At 74.4% G+C, this 18,617-nt stretch carries 13 protein-coding genes and 2 pseudogenes; 7 read left to right on the top strand and 8 right to left on the bottom strand.

Going from position 1 to position 18,617, the window contains the following annotated elements; all coding sequences use genetic code 11:
* Positions 1 to 76: 76 nt before the first annotated feature.
* Positions 77 to 1,855: a hypothetical protein gene (locus tag ABH925_RS02800; RefSeq protein WP_370145115.1), complete on the top strand. Its 1,779-nt coding sequence runs from the start codon at positions 77 to 79 to the stop codon at positions 1,853 to 1,855.
* Between the two features lie 198 nt (positions 1,856 to 2,053).
* On the opposite strand, the gene ABH925_RS02795 is transcribed toward ABH925_RS02800, so the two are convergent.
* Entirely contained in the window at positions 2,054 to 3,580 is a 1,527-nt protein-coding gene (locus tag ABH925_RS02795; RefSeq protein ID WP_370145113.1) for an APC family permease, read from the bottom strand.
* Between the two features lie 153 nt (positions 3,581 to 3,733).
* On the opposite strand from ABH925_RS02795, the gene ABH925_RS02790 reads away from it, so the two are divergent.
* Positions 3,734 to 4,390 carry a TetR/AcrR family transcriptional regulator C-terminal domain-containing protein gene (locus tag ABH925_RS02790; protein ID WP_370145112.1) on the top strand — a complete coding sequence of 219 codons (657 nt, stop codon included), beginning with the start codon at positions 3,734 to 3,736 and terminating at the stop codon, positions 4,388 to 4,390.
* A 7-nt stretch (positions 4,391 to 4,397) separates the two neighbouring features.
* Here ABH925_RS02790 and ABH925_RS02785 read toward each other — a convergent pair whose 3' ends face one another.
* A complete protein-coding gene (locus ABH925_RS02785; RefSeq protein WP_370145111.1) occupies positions 4,398 to 5,435 on the bottom strand; it encodes a hypothetical protein in 1,038 nt (345 codons plus the stop codon).
* Between the two features lie 332 nt (positions 5,436 to 5,767).
* On the opposite strand from ABH925_RS02785, the gene ABH925_RS02780 reads away from it, so the two are divergent.
* The gene (locus ABH925_RS02780; RefSeq protein WP_370145110.1) at positions 5,768 to 6,883 is read left to right on the top strand and encodes a hypothetical protein; all 1,116 of its coding nucleotides are present in this window, start codon (positions 5,768 to 5,770) and stop codon (positions 6,881 to 6,883) included.
* A gap of 12 nt (positions 6,884 to 6,895) precedes the next feature.
* Here the strand turns inward: ABH925_RS02780 and ABH925_RS02775 are convergent, their stop codons facing one another.
* The gene (locus ABH925_RS02775; RefSeq protein WP_370145109.1) at positions 6,896 to 8,506 is read right to left on the bottom strand and encodes a PucR family transcriptional regulator; all 1,611 of its coding nucleotides are present in this window, start codon (positions 8,504 to 8,506) and stop codon (positions 6,896 to 6,898) included.
* Between the two features lie 197 nt (positions 8,507 to 8,703).
* On the opposite strand from ABH925_RS02775, the gene pruA reads away from it, so the two are divergent.
* Both pruA and ABH925_RS02765 read left to right on the top strand, forming a co-directional pair.
* Positions 8,704 to 10,332, top strand: coding sequence for an L-glutamate gamma-semialdehyde dehydrogenase (gene pruA / locus ABH925_RS02770; RefSeq protein WP_370145403.1), 1,629 nt, complete (start codon positions 8,704 to 8,706; stop codon positions 10,330 to 10,332).
* 88 nt (positions 10,333 to 10,420) lie between these two features.
* Positions 10,421 to 11,350, top strand: a complete 930-nt coding sequence (locus ABH925_RS02765) for a proline dehydrogenase family protein (protein WP_370145108.1) — start codon at positions 10,421 to 10,423, stop codon at positions 11,348 to 11,350.
* 96 nt (positions 11,351 to 11,446) lie between these two features.
* Here ABH925_RS02765 and ABH925_RS02760 read toward each other — a convergent pair.
* From ABH925_RS02760 to ABH925_RS02750, 3 genes and pseudogenes are all read right to left on the bottom strand, one after another.
* Positions 11,447 to 12,211: pseudogene (locus ABH925_RS02760) on the bottom strand (TerD family protein); the annotation flags it as partial.
* 477 nt (positions 12,212 to 12,688) lie between these two features.
* Positions 12,689 to 13,087 (bottom strand): annotated as a pseudogene (locus ABH925_RS02755) (TerD family protein); the annotation flags it as partial.
* A 294-nt stretch (positions 13,088 to 13,381) separates the two neighbouring features.
* The gene (locus tag ABH925_RS02750; protein WP_370145107.1) at positions 13,382 to 14,188 is read right to left on the bottom strand and encodes an NAD-dependent epimerase/dehydratase family protein; all 807 of its coding nucleotides are present in this window, start codon (positions 14,186 to 14,188) and stop codon (positions 13,382 to 13,384) included.
* 175 nt (positions 14,189 to 14,363) lie between these two features.
* On the opposite strand from ABH925_RS02750, the gene ABH925_RS02745 reads away from it, so the two are divergent.
* A complete protein-coding gene (locus ABH925_RS02745) occupies positions 14,364 to 15,524 on the top strand; it encodes a hypothetical protein (RefSeq protein WP_370145106.1) in 1,161 nt (386 codons plus the stop codon).
* A 127-nt stretch (positions 15,525 to 15,651) separates the two neighbouring features.
* Here ABH925_RS02745 and ABH925_RS02740 read toward each other — a convergent pair whose 3' ends face one another.
* Positions 15,652 to 16,116 carry a hypothetical protein gene (locus ABH925_RS02740; protein ID WP_370145105.1) on the bottom strand — a complete coding sequence of 155 codons (465 nt, stop codon included), beginning with the start codon at positions 16,114 to 16,116 and terminating at the stop codon, positions 15,652 to 15,654.
* A gap of 46 nt (positions 16,117 to 16,162) precedes the next feature.
* Positions 16,163 to 16,954 carry an IclR family transcriptional regulator gene (locus ABH925_RS02735; RefSeq protein ID WP_370145104.1) on the bottom strand — a complete coding sequence of 264 codons (792 nt, stop codon included), beginning with the start codon at positions 16,952 to 16,954 and terminating at the stop codon, positions 16,163 to 16,165.
* Positions 16,955 to 17,055: 101 nt separating this feature from the next.
* Here ABH925_RS02735 and ABH925_RS02730 point away from each other — a divergent pair, with 101 nt between their 5' ends.
* Complete coding sequence (locus ABH925_RS02730; RefSeq protein WP_370145103.1) at positions 17,056 to 18,615, top strand: aldehyde dehydrogenase family protein; 1,560 nt, start codon at positions 17,056 to 17,058, stop codon at positions 18,613 to 18,615.
* Positions 18,616 to 18,617 lie beyond the last annotated feature (2 nt).

Here is an 18,617-nt window from a genome sequence, read left to right as displayed (position 1 = left end):
GCCGCTGCGGATAGTGTCAGCAGGGGAAGTGACGGGAGGTCCGTCGCACCCCCCTCAGTGGAGAGAGAGTGTCGGCATGGCGGGTCCGAGCCGTAAGAAGAGTGACAAGCCGTCGGCAGGCCGGGCCGAGGCACCGGTTCCGCTGCCCGCCGACGTGGACCTGGGGACCCTCTACGGAGCCCCGGGCTCGGCGGCGCTGCCCGAGCTGGACGACGCCTTCGACGACCTCGGGGCCGAGGAGGACGGCGAGCTGGTGATCGTCCCGCCGGTGCGGCTGCTGGACCGGGCCGAACTGGCCGCGACCGCGCTGCGGGTACCGCTGTTCGACCGGGCGATCCGGCTGGCCCGCTGGATCGCGCCGATGCGTCCGGTGGACCAGTGGGGCGAGCTCGGTGCCGAGCTGGAGGCGCTGGCGGCGGTGGAGCTCGGTCTCGGCGCGGGCGACACCGGGGTGGGCGAGGTCGCCCAGGCCTGGTCGCTGGCGGTGGACCTGGAGCTGATCGAGGTGAGCGACGCGGCCGAGGGGGAGGGCGAGCCCGGCAGCGAGGTGGCCCGTCCCGGCGCGGCACTGGAGGAACTGGCCGGGGGCGACCCCGACGTGGTGCTGGAGGCGTGGGAGACCGCGACCTCCATCGTGGCCGGGACCACCGTGGAGGCCGACTTCGAGCCGGGCGGGACCGAGGGGCCCGGGGCCGGGGAGCCGGAGGGCGGCCCGGCCGAGGACTCCGGCCCGGGGTCAGCCGAAGCCGGGGAAGAGGCGGAGGAGGCGGACCTGGAGGAGTCCGAGGAGGAGTACGCCCAGCTGGAGGAGGCCCGCGAGCAGGCCCAGGCGCTGCTGGACGACGCCCTGCAGGTGCTCTACGAGGCCAGCGCCTTCGCCGACACCCAGGCGGGAGAGACCATCCCGCTCGGCGTGCTCGCCGCGCTGCTGGTCGTGCCGGACGGCGAGGAGCCGACCGAGGAGATGCTGGGCGACATCACCGCCGTCATGGTCGCGCTCGACCCGATGCTGCAGGATCTCGCCGACATCGGGATGCTCGACTACAGCCCGATCGACCCGTCGCTGTTCGAGGAAGCCGAGGGCGATGCCGGGGACGGCGGGGAGGCCGGCTCCGCCGCGCTGCTGCTGCCCACCGAGCCGTTCGACCCGGAGGCCCCGGTCGACGCGACCGAGGCGGCCCGCTTCGGCCTGGCCCGGCTGACCCCGCTCGGCGTCCACGGGGTGCGCCAGTGGCTGCTGGACGAGGGCTACGACGCCCCGCTGATCGGCGACCACGCCCAGGGCACCGGCGCCGAGCTGCTCACCGGCATCTGCGAGTCGGCGAACGTGCTCCCCGAGGAGGAGATCAAGGTCTGGCTGGAGGGCCGCGACCCGGTCGCCGCCGCGGCCGAGCTGCTCGCCGCCGCCGACGGCAACGACCTGGTCGCCCCGATCCGGCGGCTGTTCTGCACCCTGGCCCTGGAACTCCTCGGTGAGCCCGCCGCCCCCGCCGTGCGCGAGGTGCTGGGCGACCCGTACCTCACCGGCCTGGCCACGGCCTGGCTGAACGAGCAGGCCGGGGCCGACCTCGCGGCCCCGGAGCGCCCGGTGGTGCTGTGGACCACCGTCGACGCGCTGGCGGCCCGGTTGATCGACTCGGGCGCCGAGGACGAGCACTTCCGTGAGCTGGTGGTGGCGCTGACCTCGGACCAGCCGGCCGCGCCGCTCTTCGCCGAGCTCTGGCGGGTCGATCACCCCTACACCACGGCCGTCCTGGACGCGGTGGGGGAGCAGCACCCGGACAAGGCCACGGCCAAGGAGGCCCGCAAGGCCGCCTACAAGGCCCGCTCCCGGGCCGGCTCCCAGCGCGGCTGAGGACGTCGGAACCGACGTGGGGCGCGCCTCCCCGTCGCGGATGCCGACCGGGGGCGCCCGAGGTCCGGTGTGGACCGGGGGGCTCCCCCGGTCCGGCACGGACGCGGGGTGCCCCCGCCCGGGTACGGAGGCCCCGAGATGTGGGGGCCCGGGGCGCCGGGCCTGGGGCGCCGCGGCCGGGCTCTGCCCTGGCCGGGCTCAGAGCACTGCCGGGGCGAGTTCGTCGGTGCTGGTCGGGGAGTCGGCCCGGATCCGGTCCTGGGGGCGGCGGACCAGCAGGTAGCCGATACCGGTGACACCGACGATGCCGACGCCCAGCAGTGCCGCCCACACCTGGTACCAGGGCGCGCCGACGGGCGCGAGGATGGTCCGCGGCCAGCAGATGTTGACCACCTCCAGCCCGGTCCACAGCACCGCGAGCGCGTTCAGCAGGGTCCCGAAGCGGCCGTAGCCGACCTCGCCTGAGGGCGTCCAGGTACCGCGTACCCGGGCGATCAGGGAGACCAGGGTGAGCAGGAAGAACGGCACGAAGGTCGCCGCACTGCCGAAGGTGATCAGGCTGCCCATCGCCGCGCTCTTCAGCCCCAGCGGCAGTGCGGCGCAGCTGACCACGGTCGCCGCGACCAGGCCGCCGATCGGCGCCTTGTGCCGGTTGACCTTGCGGACCTGGCGGGAGAACGGGAAGACGTCGTCCCGGGCCAGCGAGTACAGCCCGCGTGCCGCCCCGCCCTGGGAGGCCATCAGGCAGGCGGTGAAGCTGACCAGGACGACCAGGACGAAGGGCTTGTCGGCCCAGCCGCCGAAGCTGTGCACCACGGCCGTGGTGACCGGGTCGAGGTCCTTGCCGGACACGACGTCGGCCGGGTTGGGGTGCGCGAGTTCGACCGCGACCGCGTTCAGGATGACCACCGAGCCGACGCTCAGCAGCGCCCACCACATCGCCCGGGGCACCTGCCGGGCGGCGTCCTTGGTCTCCTCGGCGGTGGACACGCAGGCGTCGAAGCCGATGAAGGCCCAGCCGCCGACCGCGATGACGGCCAGGAACGCGCCGAAGGTGCTGGTGCCGACGGCTGCCGGGGCGCCGAGGGTGTTGGTGAGCAGCGCGAAACCGTGCTGCCGGAACACCAGCAGCAGCGAGACCCCGACCAGCACGGACGCGACCGCCTCGGCGGCGATGCCCAGCGAGACGAACCAGCGCAGCATGTTGATGCCGTAGGCGTTGACCAGCGTGCAGAACAGCATGAAGCCGAAGGAGACCAGCACCAGCTGGGCGGGCGTCGGGGTCACCCCGAACAGCGCGAACACCCAGGGTGAGGCGAGATAGGCGACCGTGGTGTTGGCGAACATCACTGCGAACTGCCACATCCAGCCGCTGAGCCAGGCGAAGGAGGGGTTGGTCAGCCGCCGGCTCCACTGGTAGGCGCCGCCGGCCAGCGGCCACTGCGAGGCCAGTTCGGAGTAGACGCAGACCACCAGGGCCTGCCCGAGCAGGCAGATCGGCAGCGCCCAGACCCAGGCGGTACCGGCGATGCCCATCCCGACCTGGGCGACGGCGTACAGGCCGACGACGGGGGAGACGACGGCGAAGCCCATCGAGATGTTGCCGAGGATGTTCAGGCTCCGGCGTAGCTCCTGGCGGTAGCCGAGGGCCTCCAGGCGGGCCGCGTCGTCCTGCCCGGAGGTGTCCGGTCCCGTGGGCCCGTCGGCCGTGGGGTGTTCGCTCATGGTTCCACCGTGTCCCTGTCTCAAGTCCCAACCTAAAACTAACTTAGTTAGTCTGGCTCGATGGAAAGGGACGATAGCTCTCCGGACGCGTGTGCGGAAGGGCCGAGACCAAGCGGTAACGTGACGCGGGCAGTCGAGGGAAGGGGCGGGGCCGTGGGACGACCGAGTCGTGCACTGCTGAGCCGGGGCGCGATCGCCCGGGCGGCGCTGGAGGTCGTGGACGAGGCGGGCCCGGACGGTCTCACCATGCGGGCGCTGGCCGAGCGGCTCGGGGTGAAGGCCGCCTCGCTCTACAACCACGTGGCCGGCAAGGACGAGCTGCTGGACGTGCTCGCGGAGCTGGTCAACCAGGAGATCGACCTCGGTCCGCTGGAGGACGCCGACGTCCCGGCCGGTCTCGCCGCCTATGCGCGCGGCTACCGCGCCGTGTTCCTGCGGCATCCCAACACCATCGCCCTGCTGGCCCGCCGCCGGGTCGAGGCGGAGGGCCAGCTGCGCGGCTACGACGCCCTGCTCGCCGCGCTGGGCCGGGCCGGTCTCGCGCCGGCCGACGCGGTGGAGGCGGCGGCCGCGCTGGACTACCTGGTGCTGGGATCCGCACTGGAGACCTTCACCGCAGGATTCACCCGCCCACCGGACGGCTACCGGCCGCACTACCCCGCGCTGGCCGACTCGCTGGAGGCGGCGGCCGCCCGTGGCGGCGGACCGTCCGGTCTCGACGACCGCGGCTTCGAACTCGCCCTGCGGCTGCTGCTGGACGGCCTGCAGGCGCGTGCCACCGGGTCGGGTGCGGCGGGTTCGGCTCAGTAGCCGGTTACTACGGCGTCGGGTTCGGCGTCGGCGTCACCGTGACGGTGAACGGGGTGTACTGCGGTCCGTGGCAGTCCCAGGGGTTGGTGACGCCGAGCAGCCCCCCGGCCAGCAGCGTGCCGGGGACGGCGTCGCGGTCGACCGTGAGGCTGGGTCGGATGTAGTCGTCGCGCCAGGTCAGCGGCGATCCGGCGGTGGTGCAGCTGAGCACCGTCTGCGCCGCGTCGGCGGTGCAGCCGTAGGGCGCCGGCGCGGCCCAGTGGGTCCGCGCCGGGGCGGTCATGCTGATGGCGGTGGTGCCCGAGTAGGCGTTCGACGGGCCCGCGTTGTGGGCGGACACGCCGAAGGTGACGGTCGCTCCCGGGGCCGCCGACACCGGCTCGTCGAGCAGGATCGACAGCGTGACCTCCGGGTCACCGGTCACCAGGTCGTAGCGGACGGTGGCGTGGTCGGGTCCGGTGAAGCTGGAGACGTCGCAGTGCTCGGTGGCGTTCGGCGGGTCCTCGGGGTGCACGTCCAGGGTCAGCGTGGTCGCGGCGGTGGCCCCTGCGGGCAGGCCGGCCGGGACGGTGTACTGGCCGCCGGTGCCGAACAGGGTCAGCCCGGTGCCCGGGTCGGCCGAGATCGAGTTGGGCGCCGGGAGGTGGACCACGACCAGGGTCGGGTCGGTGGTCGCGGTGGCGCCGGTGTTGGTCACCCGCACCCCCAGGGTGGGCCTGGCGCCGGGAGTGACCGGGGTGCCGGGCCACTCCAGCGCGACCCGCACCGGGCCGGTGGCGCTGTCCCCGGGCGGCGGGACGCAGTGGTCGGGATTCGGTGCGGTGGTGGGTGCGGCGGCGGATGCGGGCGTCGACAGGGCGATCGGCCTGGTGGACGGCTGGTGGGCCGCTCGGTGCGCGGGTACGCTACCGCGCCCGCCACCGGGGGCCGCCGCACGGGCCGCGCCCACCGGGAGCAGCAGGAGCAGGGCAGCGGTCCCGGCGGCGGCAGCCCGCCGCCGCAGGAGCGACCGCGCGGCGCGGTCAGGCGTCAGGGGCACCGTCACTGGGAACACCTCTTAGCAACAGGGCCGCGGTGCGGGAGTCGACCTCCCGGCGGAGCCACGGCACGGACTGCATCGGACAGGACGCCATCGGACGGGACGCCATCGGACGGGACGTCATCGGACCGGACGCCATCGGCCAGCCTCGCTGCCGCAATGCCAGGGAATGCCGGGAAGCCCCGGACGATGATCGATCGTCATCCGATCGGCCTACTCCGTCCGGTCGCTTCGGTGCCCTGCCGAGGCGAAGCTCCGTAGGCTGGAGGTCTCGGCCGGACCGCCTGGGCCGGACGGAGCAGACCGAGCAGCACCAAGCAGCAGAAGGGGGAGTCGGCGTGCAGTACAGGGGCGGCACCGGCGGCAACTTCGAGGGGCCACGCGACATCTGGCGCGAACTCGCCCAGGCGGACCTGCAGAACCTCGGCAGACGGGGTTTCCGCGTCTACGGCCCCACCGCGCCGCTGCTGGACTCGCCGACGCTGGCCTCGTGGGAGCGGCACAACGACCGGCTGGTCAAGGTCGAGCTCTCGCACGGGTCGCCGTTCGCCGCCGAAGGCCCCTATGTGTCGGTGCAGACCCTGGTCGCCGACGCCGGCCACCGGCGGCGCTCGCTGCAGGACGTGATCGAGGACGAGCGGGACCGCCTCTACGAGCACGCCGGGATCGACGACGGCGACGGCCCGGTGCTGGCGGTCGAGTCCGAGCCCTGGCTGACCATCGACGGCATCCCGGTGCGGGCCGAGCTGCGCGGCGAGGGCCGGCTGTGGGCGGCGCGGCTCGATGTCGGCGGGCCGGACTGCCCGCTGCGCAGCCGTGGCGGCGAACCGGTGACGCTCACCGTCACCGGGCGCGGCATCGCCCCCGAACGGATCGCGCTGCGCACCGTCGAGGACCTGCAGCCCTACGCCATCGGACGGCAGGAGATCCTGCAGGCACTGACCGAGCGCCGCCAGGCGCAGGCCGCCGAGCGGGCGGAGCAGGCCGCGAACCGGCCTCCGGCGCCGGCCGGACTGGACGCGCACCGGCGGCTGGTCGAGTTCTCGGTCCAGCACGCCCTGCGGATCGAGGCCGCGGCCCGCTCCGGCCACGAGCCCCGGGAACCGCGCGACCCGGAGGGCCGGGCCGGGCGCGGCGAGCTGTGGGAGGACGCGGTCCGGCAGCAGATGCGGCTCGCCGGGGAGGACCGTGACGTGGCGAACGAGGCGGTGACGGCGCTGGTCAACCAGATGGTCCGGCTCGCGGAGCGCGCCGCGTGGTTCCCGGGGACCGAGGACGGCCGCGCGGCGGTGGAGGAGAGCATTCGCTACACCGTCTTCGAGAGCGAGGTTCCCAGCGCCGCGGCGCAGCGGGCCTGGCGCCGCGACACCAGCTGGGGCGCGCCGGACAACTCCACGGAGTGGATGGACAACTGGCAGAGCTGGCTGATCGAACGCGCCGAGGCCTCGCGCTGACGACCCGTCCGGTCAGCCCGGGGCGGGGAGCCGGAGCTGGAGCATGGCCAGGAGCCGCTGCTCGGGATTGCCGAGGTCGAGACCGGTGAGCTGCTCGGCCCGGCGCACCCGGTAGCGCAGGGTGTTGGGGTGGACGTGCAGCCGCGCCGCCGCCGCGCGGACGTCGCCGAAGGCGTCCAGCCAGGCCAGTACCGAGGCGGCCAACTGGCCCCGGTGCTCCGCGTCGTGCAGCAGCAGGGCGTCGAGCCGGGGGTCGCGGACCGAGGGATTGGCGGCGAGCAGCGCCAGCGTCTCGCCCAGCAGCACCTGCGCCTGCACCTCCGCCAGTGTGGCCACCTCCGCGCCGACCAGCCCGGCCGCCATCGCGTCCAGCACCCGGTCCGCCTGCCGCCGGGAGGCGCTCGCACCGGAGAGCGTGGGCACGACGGTGCCGACCGCACCGCGCAGCGGGAAGCCGAAGTGGCGGCCGGCCGCCTCCGAGGTCTCCTGGGCCCAGCCGCGCAGCACCTCGGGAGCGACGCCCCGGGGCAGCTCCGGCAGCAGCACGTACACCCGGTCGTCGACCGGGCCGACCAGCGCACTGCGGTGCCGCGCGGCGGAGTGCACGGCGATCAGGTTGACCGCCTCGCCGCGCCGGGTCGGGCCGAGTTCGGCGGGGAGGACGAAGCCGAGGACGGCGGCCGGGCGGCGGACGTCCAGGGCCTGGTGCCCGGCCAGCGACTGCGGCCCGGTGGTGCCGTCCAGCAGCCCGGCCAGCAGGCTGCGGGTGAGCCGCAGGTCCGCGCTGAGCTCGCGGCGCCGGCGCACCAGGTGCAGCGCGGCGACCCGGGCCGCGCCGAGCAGGGCCTGGTCCGCGTGCTCGGTGAAGGGGGTGGAACCCTCCTGCACCCAGATGGTCCCCAACTGCCGCTCCCCGGAGCGGATGGCGACGACCAGGCGGCGGCGCAGTCCCAGCTCCGGATGTGCATCGATGGCCACCACCGCGTCGGAGGCCCGGAGTTGCTGGAACACGCCCCAGGCGCGCAGTTGCGCGAGATAGGGCTCGGGGCCCTGCCAGCCCAGGATGGTGAGCCGGCGCAGGTCGTCCACCTCGTCGGAGTCGGCGGAGCGGGAGTAGGCCAGGATCCGGTTGGCGGTGTCCTCGATGCTGACGATCCCGCCGGTGAGCACGGCCGTGGTCTGGGCCAGCGCGAACAGGTCGCCCTCGCCGGTCTCGGGGTCGGGCCGGGCCGGCTGGACGGTGGCGAGGGCGGCCCGGGTGAGGGCGTCGAAGTGGCCCCAGCGGACATCGGGGCCGACCGAGAGCAGCGCGACGCCGGCCTCCTCGGCGGCCTCCCGCAGCGCGGAGGTGCGGGCTGACGGGTCCAGCTTCACCGCGACGGCGGCGGCCCGGTCGCGTCCGGCGGCGCGGAGTACCGGGAGGGCGGCGCGTCCCCGGACCCCGAGCGCCAGCACCAGGTCGCCGGGCGGCGCCGAGGGCGGGTCCTCCGGGTCGAGCAGGGTGATCCCGGAGACGACGGTGTCCAGGCCGAGGACGCCGGGGGCGCACTGCAGTTCGGCCAGCGGCTCGCCGAGGGACATCAGCAACTGCCGCAGGGTGATCCCGCCCGGGGGCGGTGGCACGTCGGCGTCAGGGCCGCCATCCGGGGGTGGGGCCGGGGCTGGGGGAGTGCCGGTCACCTGGTGCCGCCTGACTGAGGAGGGTTGTCCGATCGGCCAAAGCCGCTGCCAGGATCCTATCCGTTCGGCTGAATCGGGGCCCGGCCGTGCGGCTCTACGGTGCTCTCACAAGCTCAAGAGTGATGAGGAGAAGCCGCGTGTTGGACGCTGTGACCCAGATCCCCGCGCCGGTCAACGAGCCGGTCCACAGCTACGCCCCGGGGACCCCGGAACGGGCACGGCTGGAGGCCGAGCTCAAGCGGCTCGGCGGGCAGGGCCCGGTGGAGCTCACCATGGCCGTCGGCGGGGTCCGCCGCCTGGGCCGGGGCGAGCCGATCGACGTCGTCCAGCCGCACAACCACGCGGCGGTGCTCGGCACCATGCGCAACGCGACCCGCGAGGACGCCCAGGAGGCGGTGGACGCGGCCCTCGCCGCCGCCCCCGCCTGGCGGGCACTGTCCTTCGACGACCGCGCCGCGATCTTCCTCCGGGCGGCGGACCTGCTCTCCGGCCCCTGGCGGGAGACCCTGGCCGCGGCGACCATGCTGGGCCAGTCCAAGACCGCGCAGCAGGCCGAGATCGACACCCCCTGCGAGCTGGTCGACTTCTGGCGCTTCAACGTGTACTTCGCGCGGCAGATCCTGGCCGAGCAGCCGCAGTCCTCGCCGGGCGTGTGGAACCGCAGCGACCACCGGCCGCTGGAGGGCTTCGTCTACGCGATCACGCCGTTCAACTTCACCGCCATCGCCGGGAACCTGCCCACCGCGCCCGCGCTGATGGGCAACACCGTGGTCTGGAAGCCGTCGCCGACGCAGCAGTTCGCGGCGCAGCTGCTGATGGACCTGCTGGAGGAGGCCGGGCTCCCGGCCGGTGTCATCAACATGGTGACCGGTGACGGACTGGCGGTCTCCGAGGTCGCGCTGACGCACCGTGACCTGGCGGGTGTTCACTTCACCGGCTCCACCGCCACCTTCCAGCACCTGTGGAGCACGGTCGGCGCCAACATCGCCGGCTACCGCACCTACCCGCGCCTGGTCGGCGAGACCGGCGGCAAGGACTTCCTGGTCGCCCACCCCAGCGCCGACCCGGCCGTGCTCAAGACCGCGATGACGCGCGGCGCCTTCGAGTACCAGGGCCAGAAGTGCTCCGCGCTGTCCCGTGCCTACGTCCCGGCCTCGCTCTGGGCGCAGATCAAGGACGAGTTCCGGGACGAGGTGGAGTGGCTCACCATGGGCGACGTCACCGACCTGGCCAACTTCATGGGCGCCGTCATCGACGCCCGCGCCTTCGCCAAGAACGCCGCCGCGATCGACCGTGCCGTCGCCGACCCCCGGGTCGAGGTGCTGGCCGGCGGGACCTACGACGACTCGGTCGGCTACTTCGTCCGCCCGACCGTGCTGGTCTGCGCCGACCCGGAGTCCGAGTACTTCCGCGACGAGTACTTCGGCCCGGTGCTGGCCGTGCACGTCTACCAGGACGACCGGTACGAGGCCGTGCTGGAGCAGCTCGACTCGGTCTCCTCCTACGCGCTGACCGGCGCCGTGATCGCCCGCGACCGCGCCGCCGTCGCCGCGACCATGGAGAAGCTGCGCTTCGCGGCCGGCAACTTCTACGTCAACGACAAGCCGACCGGTGCGGTCGTCGGGCAGCAGCCCTTCGGCGGCGGCCGGGCCTCCGGCACCAACGACAAGGCGGGTGCCGCGCAGAACCTGTTGCGCTGGACCTCGACCCGCTCCATCAAGGAGACCTTCGTCCCGCCGACGGACTACCGCTACCCGCACATGGGCTGACGTTCCATCAGTCGACTCCTGCCGTGCCCCATCGCGGGGCACGGCACCCCTCCCTGCCCGAAATCACCTGTCCTGCCCTGGAGTTGGCATGCTCCGCACCACCCTTCTCGCCGCATCCCGTTCGCCCCGTGCCCGTTCGGTCGTCGAGCAGCTCCCGCCCACCCGCGCCCTGGTCCAGCGCTTCGTCGCCGGTGACCGGCTGGACGAGGCCGTCGCCGTCACCGACGAACTCGTCGGCGCCGGGCGCCGGATCACCCTCGACCACCTCGGCGAGGACACCCGGGACGCGGCCCAGGCCGCCGGAACCGCCGCCGCCTACGAGGCGCTGCTGGCCGCGCTCAAGGAGACCGGCCTCGCCGAGCGCGCCGAGGTCTCGGTCAAGCTCTCGGCGGTCGGCCAGTTCCTGCCGCAGGACGGCGAGCGGATCGCGCTCGACAACGCCCGCCGTATCTGCGCGGCCGCCGCCGACGCGGGCACCACGGTCACCCTGGACATGGAGGACCACACCACCACCGACTCCACCCTCGGCATCGCCCGCGAACTGCGTGCCGACTACCCGTGGCTGGGCGTCGTGCTGCAGGCCTACCTGCACCGTACCGAGTCCGACTGCGCCGACTTCTCGGGCCCCGGCTCGCGGGTCCGGCTGTGCAAGGGCGCCTACCAGGAGCCCGCCTCGGTCGCCTTCCAGGGCAAGCACGAGGTCGACCGCTCGTACGTCCGCTGCCTCAAGGTGCTGATGGCGGGCGAGGGTTACCCGATGGTGGCCTCGCACGACCCGCGCATCATCACGATCGCGGGCGAACTCGCCCAGCGCAACGACCGCAAGCCCGAGAGCTTCGAGTACCAGATGCTCTACGGCATCCGCCCCGAGGAGCAGCAGCGCATCGTCGCCTCCGGCGCCACCATGCGCATCTACCTCCCCTACGGCGGCGAGTGGTACGGCTACTTCATGCGTCGCCTCGCCGAGCGCCCGGCCAACCTCGCCTTCTTCCTCCGCGCCCTGGCCACCAAGAACTGACGCCCGGCCGGAATTCCGACGCAGCCCCGCCCACCTGCCAGAGCAGGCGCGCGGGGCTGCGTCGTGCCGGATCGCGTCCGGGGGCCGGACGGAGGGTCAGAGGGCGTGGGCGGCGGGGACGGTCATGCCTCGGGCGGTCTTGGCGTCCTCGTACTGCTCGATGGCGGTCATCACCCACTCGCCGGTGAGCATGCGGATGAGCTTGCACACCATCACGCCGGTGTGCGGCTCGGCGTGGGTGAGGTCGAAGCGCACCAGCTCCGCTCCGGTGGTGGCGTCGATCAGGCGGCAGTAGGCCTTGGCGACCTCGGTGAACCGCTGTCCCGAGTAGGAGTTCACGGTGAAGACCAGGCCGGTGACCTGGGGCGGGAGGCTCTGGAGGTGGACCGTGATGGTCTCGTCGTCGCCCGCGCCGTCGCCGGTCAGGTTGTCCCCGGCGTGCTGGATCGCGCCGTCGAACGCCTGGAGGTGGCTGAACATCACGGTTTCGAGGTGCTTGCGGTGCGCGTCGAAGGCGAGGACGGAGGCGTCGAGGTCGATGTCCCGGCCGCGGTGGGCGGGTTCCCAGCCGAGGCCCATCCGCACCGAGGAGAGGAACGGCCTGCCGTTCTTGGTGAGGGAGACGGAGCCGCCCTTGGCGAGGGACACCCGGCCCTTGTCGAGGGTGACCTTGGCCGGCTCGGGGATCGCTGCGGGCGCGGGCGGGGCGGGCGCGGCGGCGGTGTACGTCGGTGCGGGCGCGGGTGTCGGCGCGTACATCGGGGCGGGCGTCGGGGGCGCGGGCGGCTGGGGCGTCGGTGCGGGGGCGGCCGGTGCTGATCCGGCCGGTGCGCCGAAGGGGAACGGGACGGGGGCCGGGCCGGCGATGTTCCAGTCGTCCGCCTCCGGGGAGGGGAACGGGATCGGCGCGCCGGGCTGGAACAGCGGCGCGGCGCCGGGCTGCGCCGCCGGCGGGGTGGCGGGCTGGAACGGGGCGGCAGGGGTCGGCTGCTGCAGCGGCGGCGGGGTGCCGGGCAGGAACGGGGCGGCCGGGTCGGCCTGGAACGGGGCTGCGGGGCTGGGCTGGAACGGGGCGGTGGCAGGCGGTTGGGCCGGCAAGGTGGTCGCCGGCTGGAACGGGGTCGGAGGGGTCGGCTGCAGCGGCGGCGGGGTGCCGGGCAGGAACGGGGCGGCCGGGTCGGCCTGGAACGGCGCTGCGGGGCTGGGCTGGAACGGGGCCGGAGGGCTGGGCTGGAGGGGCGGGGCGGCGGACGGGAAGGGGGCCGCAGGCGCTGGCTGGACCGGCGGGGTGGGGGCGGGCTGGGGGGCGTCGTCGACGGAGACGCCGAAGTCGGTGGCGATGCCGGCGAGCCCGTTGGCGTAGCCCTGCCCGACCGCGCGCAGTTTCCACTCCGGGCCGCGCCGGTACAGCTCCACCACGATCAGCGCCGTCTCCTGGCTGAGCCGGGGTGGGGTGAAGGTCGCCAGCACCGCTCCGCTCGCGGTGTCGCGGACGGTGGCGGTCGGCTCGGTGCCGGCGAAGGTCGCGTGCTGGTCGTCCAGGCTGGCGGTGATCACGATCCTGGCGACGTCGGCGGGGACCATGCCGGTGTCCACGGCGATGCCCGCCTGGCTGTAGCTCACCCCGGGGCCGTTCGGCGCGTTGAAGAACACCATGTCGGCGTCGGAGCGGACCTTGCCGGAGCCGGCGAGCAGCAGCGCGGAGACGTCCAACTGCCTGGCCGCGACGACCTCCACGGCGACGTGGCGGCTGCTCAGCGGTGTGTTGCCGCCGGGGGTGAGGACGGTGGTCACGGGTGGCCCTCCCAGGCGTTCGTGGTGCCGGACGGCTGCCCGGCGGTCGGCGGGCAGGTGAGTGTACCGGACCACGGTATCCGCCAGGAGGGTGGACGACGCCGTCTGCCACGGCCGCCCGGCACCCGGCCGGGGCGACGTGTCCGCGGGTCGCCGCGCCCGCGCCCGGCCCCGGCTCTGGCGGCCTCTGCGGGCCGGCGCACCCGCGCCCGGACCCTGCCACCGCCGGCGCGGCGGCTAGCGGGGCGGCTCGACGGTGGTGAACGGGCCGCCGAGGTAGGTGTGTTCGGGGCTGCCCGGGACCAGCTCGCCGTGCTCGGCGAGGACCTGGGCGGCGTAGCTCTCGGAGTCGTCCTGGGGCCGGTAGCCGAGGGCACGGGCCGGGGCGAGGTCCCACCAGCCGCGGGTGTTGGCCGAGATGCCGTAGACGACGGTGTGCCGGACGTCCGGCGCGGTCAGCGCGGCGTGGACGAGGCGGGCGGCGTCGGCCGGGCTCAGCCAGGTCTCCAGCATCCGGGTGTTCAGCGGAGTCGCGAAGCAGGAGCCGATCCGGATCGACACCGTCTCCACCCCGTACTTGTCGGCGTAGAGCGAGGCCAGTGACTCCCCGAAGCACTTGGACAGGCCGTAGTAGGTGTCCGGCCGCAGCGGGGTGTCGACCGGCAGCACCGCCTTCTCCGGGTCCGGTGGGCGGGGCACGAAGCCCACCGTGTGGTTGCTGCTCGCGAAGACCACCCGGCGGACGTTCTCGGCGCGGACGGCCTCGTAGAGGTGGTGGAGGCCCTCGATGTTGGCGGCGAGGATCCGCTCGAAGCTGTCCTCCAGCGACAGTCCGCCCAGGTGGACCACGGCGTCGACGCCGCGCACGGCCTCCCGTACGGCGGCGGCGTCGCGCAGGTCCACGGTGAGTGCCTCCGGCGCGCCGGGGACCGGGGCGATGTCGCTGAGGCGCAGGTCGTAGCCGTAGCCGGGCAGGGAGGCCCGGAGGAAGCTGCCGACTCCTCCGGCGGCGCCGGTGAGCAGGACGGTCTGCGGTTGGGTCATCGGGCGTCCCCCGGCCGGGCGAAAGAGCATGGACAAGAATGTGGATTGGATTCACATATATGGCTAGCCTAGGAGTCGCTGCTCTGCGCAGTCAACAGCCACGCCGTCAACAATCCCGCCGTCAACAACCCCGCCGTCCATCGCACGATCCCGCCCGGAACGAGGACTGATCCGCATGCGCACCACCGCCTTCCTCTACCCCTGGGACGTCATCGGCGACCCCGACGCGCCCGTGCGGCTGGCCCGGCTCGGCCTCGACGGCGTCACCCTGGCCTCCGCCTACCACAGCACCCGTGCGCTGACGCCCCGTCACCCGGTGACCAGGATCGTCACCGCGCCCTCCTCGGCCGTCTACTACCCGCCGGCGCCCGGACGCTGGGAGGGGAAGGCGCTGCGCCCGTACCCGCAGGACTGGATGGCGGTCGCGGACGCCTGGGGCGAGGCGGCGTCGATGCTGCGGGACGCCGGTCTCGACGTCGCGAGCTGGGTGGTGCTGGCGCACAACTCCCGCCTGGGCGGCGAGAATCCGGACAGCTCGGTACGCAACGCGTACGGGGACCGCTACCCGTGGGCGCTGTGTGTCGCCCGCCCCGAGGTGGTGGCGTACTGCGTGGCGCTGGCGGCCGAGGCCGGCGCCCGGCCGGGCGCCTCGGGCGTCGACCTGGAGTCCTGCGGCTGGTACGGGATGGCGCACCTGCACGCGCACGACAAGATCGGCGGGGTGCCGCTGGACGGTGCGGCGCAGTACCTGATGTCGCTGTGCTTCTGCGACGTCTGCCGCGCGGGCTACGCGGCGGCGGGCGTGGCCGACCTGGACGCGGCGGTGCGGGCGGCACTGGAGCCGGTGTGGGCCGGGCGGTGGCGGCCGGAGCACGACGAGTGGGCCGGGGTGCGCAAGCTGCTCGGTCCGGACCTGGCCGAGTTCAGCCTCGGCTACCGGAACGGGCGGGCCCGGGTGCTGCAGGCGGCGTGCGTCGCCGCGGTGCGGTCCGAGGCGCCGGGGCTGCGGGTGATGCTGCACGCCGATCCGGCGTCGCACCGGGTCGGCTCGAACGCCGGGGTGGAGGCCGAGTGGCTGCTGACCGAGGGCGGCGCCGACGGTCTGGTGCTGCCCTGCACCGGATCCACGGAGGCGCTGGACGCGGCTCCCCGGATCCCGGGGCGGACCCTGGCCGCGAATCTGACGGTGGTCGGCGGGATGGGCGGCGACCCGTCCGCCGGGGTCCCCGCCGGGGCGGACGAACTCCGGCTCTACCACGCCGGTCTGGCCTCGGACCGCGACCTCTCCCGGCTCCGCCTGCCGCCCCGCGCCCCGGGCGCTCGGCCCGGGCACTGACCGCCAACCGGCTCACGCCCACGCACCGACCGCCGCCGGGCTCAGGCCCGGGCTCGACGGCTGGTCCGCAGGGGCGGCTGCTCCTGGTGCGCGGGTTCCCGCCTGCCGGCCGCCGCCGCTGGGGCGGTCAGTGGCCGAGGGTGGAGCCGGGTCGGATGATCATGATGACCGTGACCGCGGCCCAGAGCAGGTTGAAGATCCCGACGAACATGGCCAGCTGCTTGGTGTCCTTCACGGACGCCCCGGCGCCGTCGCGGCCGCCCTCGATCAGCTCGGCCTGGCGGGGCAGCACCAGTGCGCCCAGCACCACGGCGGCGAGCACGGTGAGCACGATGGAGACGATCACCCAGGTCTGGCCGGTCACCTTCATCACCCCGGCCACGGCGAAGCCGAACATCGGCACGGCGACGCCGACCAGCGCATAGACCTTGCAGATGCGGTGCAGCACGCCCATGGTCACCTCGGCGTCCCCGGTGCCGGGGGCGGCCAGTGCCCGCCGGGCGACCGGCGGGAACATGCTGGCCGCGACGGCGACCGGGCCGATGGCGACGATGGCGGCGAGGATGTGCAGGGCCAGGAAGAACTTAGTCACCCGGCGAGTCTAGGCACCCCGTCCCGGCGCTCCGCCGGGGCCCCCGTCACAGGTGGCGGGTGGCCAGCGTGAGCCGGTCGCGGGCCTCGAACAGCGCGTCGCGGATCATCTGTTCGCGGCCCGGGGTGAGCCGGGCGACCGGGACCGAGCAGCTGACGGCGTCCCGGGCCGGGGTGCGGTAGGGGATGGCGATGCCGAAGCAGCGCAGCCCGAGGGTGTTCTCCTCGGCGTCGATCGAGTAGCCGCGCTCGCGGATCTCGTGCAGGTCCTCGATCAGGGCGTCGATGTCGGTGTGGCTCCGCTCGGTGAGCGGTTCCAGCTTCGCCGGGAGCAGTGCGCGCACGGCGTCGTCGCTGAAGGTGGCCAGCAGCGCCTTCCCCAGGGAGGTGGTGTGCGCGGGGAGCCGGCGGCCGACCCGGGTGAAGGGGCGCAGGTAGTGCTGGGACTGGCGGGTGGCCAGGTAGATGACGTCCGCGCCGTCCAGGCGGGCCAGGTGGATGGTCTCGGTGGTGTCGTCGGCGAGCCGGTCCAGGGTGGCCCGGGCGGCGGCGACGACCTCGTCCCCGTCGATGTAGGAGGTGCCGACCAGCAGCGCCCGCACCCCGATGCCGTAGCGGGTCCCGGTGGACTCGGTCTCCACCCAGCCGAGTTCGACCAGGGTGCGCAGCAGCATGTAGAGGCTGCTCTTGGGGTAGCCCACGGCCTCCTGGACCTCGGCCAGGCTGTGCATGCCCGGCCGGCCCGCGAAGTACTCCAGCAGTTCGACCGTCCGCACGGCGGACTTGACCTGCGAGCCGCCCGCGTCGACGGCGGCGGGACGGGGCGAGGACTGGGCCATGAGGGTTGACCCCTTTTCTGCGTGGGACGTATGGTCAGGAGCGTTCAGCATAGTGGACAGCGTTCATCATATGGAACGCTCGTGCAGGGAGGCCGCCCGAGATGAACACCCCCCCAGTGTGGAGTGTCGACGCCCGTACCGGAGCCCGGACGGCGGAGATCGCCGTCGAGGCGGACAGTGCGGCCGTCGACCTCGCGGTGCGGGACGCCCACGCGGCGCACCCGGCGCTGGCCGACCGCGGCCGCCGGGCGGCGTTCCTGCGGGCGGCGGCGGACCGGCTGGAGGCGGACGGCGCGGCGCTGATCGCCGCCGCCGACCGGGAGACCGCGCTGGGCACCGCGCGACTCACCGGTGAGCTCGGGCGCACCTGCTACCAGCTGCGCGCCTTCGCGGACGTCGTCGACGAGGGCGCCTTCCTCGACGTGATCATCGACCACGCGGACCCCGCCGCCGCGCCCGCTCCGCGTCCCGACCTGCGTCGCTGGAAGGTGCCGGTCGGCGTGGTCGCGGTCTTCGCGGCCAGCAACTTCCCGTTCGCGTTCAGCGTCCCCGGCGGGGACACCGCCAGCGCGCTGGCGGCCGGCTGCGCGGTGGTCGTCAAGGCGCACCCGGACCACCCGGAGACCAGCGAGCTGGCCGCGGCGGCGCTGCGGGCGGCGGCGGTGCAGACCGGGCTGCCGGCGGCGGTGGTCGGGCTGGTGCACGGCCGGCAGGCCGGGGTGGATCTGGTGCGGCACCCGCTGGTGAGCGCGGCCGGCTTCACCGGCTCGATCCCCGGCGGGCGGGCGCTGTTCGACCTGGCGGCCGGACGTCCGGTACCGATCCCCTTCCACGGCGAGCTGGGCAGCCTCAACCCGGTCGTGGTCACCGAGGCCGCCGCTGCGGAGCGGGCCGAGGAGATCGGCGCCGGGCTGGCCGGCTCGTTCACCCTGGGCATGGGCCAGTTCTGCACCAAGCCGGGGCTGGTGTTCGTCCCCGAGGGGGCGGCCGGGGACCGGCTGGAGAAGGCGCTCACCGGCGGCGCGGCCGAGGCCGCCGCCGGTCCGCTGCTGGACGGGCGGATGCGCGAGCACTTCCTGGCCGGCTTCGCCGAGCGGTCCGCGCTGCCCGGGGTGAGCACGCCGGTGTCGGCGGGTACGGCGGGCGCGGACGGCTGGGCGGTCAGCCCGGGATACGTCAGCGTCCCGGCCGGGCTGGTGGCGGGGGAGCAGGAGCGGTACCAGGCGCTGCTGGAGGAGTGCTTCGGCCCGGTGACCGTGGTCGCCCGCTACCGCGACGCGGCCGAGGTGCAGGCGGTACTGGCCCGGCTGGGCGGCAACCTGACCGCGACCCTGCACGCCGAGCCCGGCGAGGAGCAGGCCGCGGGGTGGCTCGCGGCGCTGACCCCGCTGGCCGGCCGGGTGCTCTTCGGCGGCTGGCCGACCGGCGTCGCGGTGGCGCCGGCCATGCAGCACGGCGGCCCCTATCCGGCCGCCACCAGCTCCGCCACCTCGGTCGGCGGCAGCGCGATCGAGCGCTGGCTGCGGCCGGTCAGCTACCAGAACGTGCCGCAGCAGCTGCTGCCCGCCGAGCTGCGCGACCGGGAGGCGGACGGGGCCGGGGCGGCCGACGGCTCCGGGTCGCGGGTCCCGCGCCGGGTCGACGGAGTGCTGGAGCGCTAGCC

Source organism: Streptacidiphilus sp. EB129, from assembly GCF_041262645.1.
Classification (GTDB): domain Bacteria; phylum Actinomycetota; class Actinomycetes; order Streptomycetales; family Streptomycetaceae; genus Streptacidiphilus.
Note: the sequence above shows the minus strand (reverse complement) of the source record. Positions and strands in the feature narration are given on the sequence as shown.

Bases quoted from the DNA above. Each gene is read 5' to 3' on its own strand.
- ABH925_RS02735 (WP_370145104.1), bottom strand. From the start codon at position 16,954: ATGGCCCAGTCCTCGCCCCGTCCCGCCGCCGTCGACGCGGGCGGCTCG.
- ABH925_RS02750 (WP_370145107.1), bottom strand. From the start codon at position 14,188: ATGACCCAACCGCAGACCGTCCTGCTCACCGGCGCCGCCGGAGGAGTC.
- ABH925_RS02730 (WP_370145103.1), top strand. From the start codon at position 17,056: ATGAACACCCCCCCAGTGTGGAGTGTCGACGCCCGTACCGGAGCCCGG.
- ABH925_RS02765 (WP_370145108.1), top strand. From the start codon at position 10,421: ATGCTCCGCACCACCCTTCTCGCCGCATCCCGTTCGCCCCGTGCCCGT.
- ABH925_RS02795 (WP_370145113.1), bottom strand. From the start codon at position 3,580: ATGAGCGAACACCCCACGGCCGACGGGCCCACGGGACCGGACACCTCC.
- ABH925_RS02800 (WP_370145115.1), top strand. From the start codon at position 77: ATGGCGGGTCCGAGCCGTAAGAAGAGTGACAAGCCGTCGGCAGGCCGG.
- ABH925_RS02745 (WP_370145106.1), top strand. From the start codon at position 14,364: ATGCGCACCACCGCCTTCCTCTACCCCTGGGACGTCATCGGCGACCCC.